Origin of the sequence: Piscinibacter sp. (assembly GCF_050175855.1) — a bacterium.
Lineage (GTDB): Bacteria > Pseudomonadota > Gammaproteobacteria > Burkholderiales > Burkholderiaceae_C > Piscinibacter.
In genome coordinates, this window is the sequence record NZ_JBFXIO010000449.1 from 1 (window position 1) to 3,760 (window position 3,760).

Consider the following 3,760-nt stretch of genomic DNA (forward strand, 5'->3'; position numbering starts at 1 on the left):
TGCGCTACAGCGTCACCGCGCCACAGGTCAAGCGCGTGGCGGCGCACGGCGTCGAGCGCGAGTTCGCCAAGGCCGACTATCTCGCCGCGGTGGAGAAGAGCAAGGAGTACATCGCCGCCGGCGACATGATGCAGGTGCAGATCGGCCAGCGGCTGCGCAAGCGCTACACCGAGAGCCCGTTGTCGCTGTACCGCGCGCTGCGCTCGCTGAACCCGTCGCCCTACATGTTCTTCTACGACATGGGCGACTTCCAGATCGTCAGCGCCAGCCCGGAGATCCTGGTGCGCCACGAGCATGTGCCCGAGGGCGAGAAAGTCACCATCCGCCCGCTGGCCGGCACGCGCCCTCGCGGCGCCTCGCCCGAGCAGGACAAGGCGCTCGAGGCCGAGCTGCTCGCCGACCCGAAGGAGCGCGCCGAGCACGTGATGCTGATCGACCTGGCGCGCAACGACATCGGCCGCATCGCGAAGACGGGCAGCGTGAAGGTGACCGAGGCCTTCGTGGTGGAGCGCTACTCGCACGTGATGCACATCGTCAGCAACGTCGAAGGGTTGCTCAAGGACGGCATGACCAACATCGACGTGCTCAAGGCCACCTTCCCGGCCGGCACGCTGACCGGCGCGCCAAAGATCCGCGCGATGGAGATCATCGACGAGCTCGAGCCCACCAAGCGCGGCATCTACGGCGGCGCCTGCGGGTACCTCAGCTTCGCCGGCGACATGGATGTGGCGATCGCCATCCGCACCGGCATCGTCAAGGACGGCACGCTGTACGTGCAGGCGGCAGCCGGCGTCGTCGCCGACTCGGTACCCGAGATGGAGTGGAGGGAGACCGAGCACAAGGCGCGGGCGCTGATCCGCGCGGCCGAACTCGTCGAGGAGGGCTTCTGAGATGGCTGCGGGTCTCCTGAAGCTCGGTGCCGTCATGCCCGGCACACCCGAGGTCGATCACCCGAAACCGGAACGCCTGCTGCGCGGCAACCCGAAGCGCGAAACCTGGAACGTGGCCGAGCGGCCGGTGAACGGCACGCTGTACACCGGCGTGTGGCGTTGCGAGCCTGGGCATTGGCGCATCGCCTTCGGGCCCGCCGAGCACGAGCTCTTCACCGTGCTGCAGGGGCGCTGCCGCGTGCACGCCGAAGACGGATCGTTCCAGGAAGCCGGGCCCGGCGAAGCGCTGTTCATCGCCCCGGGCTTCACCGGCTCCTTCGAGGTGCTGGAGACGCTGACCAAGACCTATGCCATCGTCGACGGCGATGCGCCCGCCGCCTGAGGAGCGCCCATGCTGCTGATGATCGACAACTACGACTCGTTCACCTTCAACCTGGTGCAGTACTTCGGCGAGCTGGGTGAGGAGGTGCGCGTCTTCCGCAACGACGAGATCGACGTGGCCGGCATCGCCGCGTTGAAGCCCGACCGCCTCGTGCTCTCGCCCGGCCCCTGCTCGCCGGCCGAGGCCGGCGTGTGCGTCGAGGCGATCCAGGCCTTCATCGGCAAGCTGCCCATCCTCGGCGTGTGCCTCGGCCACCAGGCCATCGGTGCGGCGCTGGGTGGGCGCATCGTGCGCGCGAAGACGCAGATGCACGGCAAGACCGACGTCATCACCAACGACCAGCGCGGCGTCTACACCGGCTTGCCGCGGCAGTTCACCGTGATCCGGTACCACTCGCTGGTGATCGAGCAGGCCACGCGGCCCGAGGTGCTGGAGGTCACCGCCACCTCGCAGGACGACGAGATCATGGGCGTGCGCCACCGCGAGCTGGCCGGCACGAAGACGCCGCTGGAAGGCGTGCAGTTCCACCCCGAGTCCATCCTCACCGAGCATGGCCACGCGATGCTGAAGAACTTCGTGGAGCTCAAGCCATGACCGTCGACCTGCGCAGCGACACCGTCACGAGGCCGACGCCGGCGATGCGCCAGGCGATTGCGCGCGCCGAGGTCGGCGACGACGTGTTCGGCGACGACCCGAGCGTGAACGCGCTGCAGGAGCGCATCGCCGCGATGCTCGGCAAGGAGGCGGCGTTGTTCGTGCCCACCGGCACGCAAAGCAACCTGTGCGCGCTGATGAGCCACTGCCAGCGCGGCGACGAATATCTCGCCGGCCAGATGGCGCACACCTACCGCTGGGAGGCCGGTGGCGGCGCGGTGCTCGGCAGCATCCAGCCGCAGCCGATCGCGCACCAGGCCGACGGCACGCTGGCGCTGGCCGACATCGAGGCAGCGATCAAGCCCGACGATCCGCACTTCGCGCGCACGCGCCTGCTGGCGCTTGAGAACACGCTGGGCGGGCGGGTGATGCCGCTCGACTATCTGCACGAAGCCACCTCGCTGGCGCGGCGCCACGGCCTGGCCACGCACCTGGACGGCGCGCGCCTGTTCAACGCCGCGGTGGCCATGGGCGGCGATGCGCGCGCCAACGCGCGGGCCATGGCCGGACTGTTCGACAGCATCTCGGTGTGCTTCAGCAAGGGCCTGGGTGCACCGGCCGGCTCGGCGCTGGTGGGCTCGAAGGAGCTCATCGCCAGGGCCCGGCGCGTGCGCAAGATGGCCGGCGGCACGATGCGCCAGGCTGGCGTGCTGGCCGCCGCGGCGTCGCATGCGCTGGACCATCACATCGAGCGCCTTGCCGAAGATCACGCCCGCGCACGGCGCCTGGCCGAGGGCCTTCAGGGCCTGCCCGGCGTGAGCGTGCAGGCGCCGCAGACCAACATGATCTTCATCGACCTGCCGCGCGAGCGGGCCGCCGCGGTCGTGGCCACGCTGCGCGAGCGCGGCGTGCTGGCCACCGGCCTCTATCAGCTGCGCCTGGTCACCCATCTCGACGTCGACGATGCCGGCGTCGACCACGCCATCGCCGTGCTGCGCAGTGCGCTGCACTGAACCCGCGCCCCAGGAGCCGCCATGCCCATCACCGACAACGAAGCCCTGACCCGCACCATCGAACACCGCGAGATCTTCCACGACGAGATGCTCGCGCTGATGCGCCGCATCATGGGCGGCGAGATGACGCCGGTCATGATGGCCGCGCTGCTGATCGGCCTGCGCGTCAAGAAGGAGACCATCGGCGAGATCACCGCCGCCGCGCAGGTGATGCGCGAGTTCTCCACCAAGGTCGAGGTGGCCGACAAGAAGCACCTGGTCGACATCGTCGGCACCGGCGGCGACGGCTCGCACACCTTCAACATCTCCACCTGCTCGATGTTCGTCGCCGCCGCCTGCGGCGCGCGCGTCAGCAAGCATGGCAACCGCAGCGTGTCGAGCAAGTCGGGCAGCGCCGACGTGCTGGAGTCGCTGGGCGTGAGCCTCGCGCTCAAGCCGGCCGACATCGCCAAGTGCATCGCCGACACCGGCATCGGCTTCATGTTCGCGCCCAACCACCACCCGGCGATGAAGAACGTGGCGCCGGTGCGCAAGGAGCTCGGCGTGCGCACGATCTTCAACATCCTCGGCCCGCTGACCAACCCGGCCGGCGCGCCGAACATCCTGATGGGCGTGTTCCACCCCGACCTGGTCGGCATCCAGGTGCGCGCGCTGCAGCGCCTCGGCGCCGAGCATGCGGTAGTGGTCTACGGCCGCGACGGCATGGACGAGGTGTCGCTGGGCGCCGCCACGATGGTGGGCGAGTACAAGGACGGCGACATCCGCGAGTACGAGATCCACCCGGAAGACTTCGGCCTGACGATGGCGAGCAACCGCGCCCTGAAGGTGGAAACGCCGGAGCAGAGCAAGGCGATGCTGCGCTCGGTGCTCGACGACGAGCC

5 protein-coding genes are annotated in these 3,760 nt (G+C 69.3%); all 5 read left to right on the forward strand.

Annotated elements, in window-relative coordinates; translation table 11 throughout:
- Positions 1–890 (forward strand): anthranilate synthase component I family protein (locus AB7U92_RS23585; RefSeq protein ID WP_428582704.1); only part of this gene is annotated, 890 nt, incomplete at its 5' end.
- Position 891: 1 nt separating this feature from the next.
- Complete coding sequence (locus AB7U92_RS23590) at positions 892–1,272, forward strand: cupin domain-containing protein (RefSeq protein WP_428582706.1); 381 nt, start codon at positions 892–894, stop codon at positions 1,270–1,272.
- A 9-nt stretch (positions 1,273–1,281) separates the two neighbouring features.
- Positions 1,282–1,866: an aminodeoxychorismate/anthranilate synthase component II gene (locus AB7U92_RS23595; RefSeq protein ID WP_428582708.1), complete on the forward strand. Its 585-nt coding sequence runs from the start codon at positions 1,282–1,284 to the stop codon at positions 1,864–1,866.
- A complete protein-coding gene (ltaE, locus tag AB7U92_RS23600; protein ID WP_428582710.1) occupies positions 1,863–2,879 on the forward strand; it encodes a low-specificity L-threonine aldolase in 1,017 nt (338 codons plus the stop codon). Before AB7U92_RS23595 ends, ltaE begins: the two co-directional genes overlap by 4 nt.
- Positions 2,880–2,900: 21 nt before the next feature.
- A partial coding sequence (trpD, locus tag AB7U92_RS23605) for an anthranilate phosphoribosyltransferase (RefSeq protein WP_428582712.1) occupies positions 2,901–3,760 on the forward strand: 860 nt, incomplete at its 3' end.

What these genes read in the sequence shown, in the direction of transcription:
- AB7U92_RS23590 (WP_428582706.1), top strand. Translation starts at nt 892, where the DNA reads ATGGCTGCGGGTCTCCTGAAGCTCGGTGCCGTCATGCCCGGCACACCC.
- AB7U92_RS23595 (WP_428582708.1), top strand. Translation starts at nt 1,282, where the DNA reads ATGCTGCTGATGATCGACAACTACGACTCGTTCACCTTCAACCTGGTG.
- ltaE (WP_428582710.1), top strand. Translation starts at nt 1,863, where the DNA reads ATGACCGTCGACCTGCGCAGCGACACCGTCACGAGGCCGACGCCGGCG.